Annotated in this window: 1 protein-coding gene; it reads left to right on the top strand. The window is 39.1% G+C overall.

What is annotated here, in order from left to right; genetic code table 11:
* The first annotated feature begins 129 nt into the window (after positions 1-129).
* On the top strand, positions 130-549 hold the full coding sequence (locus LZD49_RS35405; RefSeq protein WP_234673389.1) for a hypothetical protein: 420 nt from the start codon (positions 130-132) through the stop codon (positions 547-549).
* The last annotated feature ends 205 nt before the right edge of the window (positions 550-754 follow it).

The raw sequence follows: 754 nt of genomic DNA, 5'->3' as shown, positions 1-754 counted from the left end.
TTGTGAGATGGCAGCTACATTTTCCGGGGTCAGTGCTGAGCCGCCGAAAATTCAGTTCTTACACAATCCTATTATCCGAAAAAATTTATCAATACTTTTGTAACCATTGGAAACTGTAAATCTTTAATCATGCAAAACTATCTACGTTCAACTTCTTCAATTTTCATTTTAACCCTTTGCTTATTTTTGTCAGGCTGCTCGCTTCAAGATCATGTTGTTCCAGAAGCACTTGAAATAGGCACAGAAACTGTCACATTCAATTCGGGTTGGGATTTTAAGTTACGAGCAGACAAGCTGGGAGATATACCTCCAACAGAGCACGGAATATTGTACTTGGCATTTTTCAAGGCTTCAAATGATACTGACTACGTGCCCAGGATTGAGCATGGCTCAAAAATAAAATTTGATGGACCGCTTGTTTTGGGAGCAAATTCGTACAAGTATACAGGAAATGCTTTTGCAGGTCGTTCCTTTTTTTACTACCGAGCATACGCCATTAAAAGTGATGGGTCAGTCGTCTACGGCGAAATCCGCAATTTCACATTTTGAATTGGCAGTAATTTATAAAACACGCTATAATTGTTGAAAAGAAAGTGAACGTCTCTCGTTCGAGGATAATATAAAATTTATTTGTGACAAGATATAAGCATCCAGCATCTAAGATGAATCGAGTTTGAGGCCTTACCCCGGTAAGGCCTCTTGCATTTACCGCTTATACTTTGCAACCCACATTTTCTGTCTCAAAAAACGTCCG

The sequence above is a fragment of the Dyadobacter sp. CY261 genome, from assembly GCF_021440085.1.
Lineage (GTDB): Bacteria > Bacteroidota > Bacteroidia > Cytophagales > Spirosomataceae > Dyadobacter.
This window is presented reverse-complemented; position numbering and strand designations above follow the sequence as displayed.

Bases quoted from the DNA above. Each gene is read 5' to 3' on its own strand.
- LZD49_RS35405 (WP_234673389.1), top strand. From the start codon at position 130: ATGCAAAACTATCTACGTTCAACTTCTTCAATTTTCATTTTAACCCTT.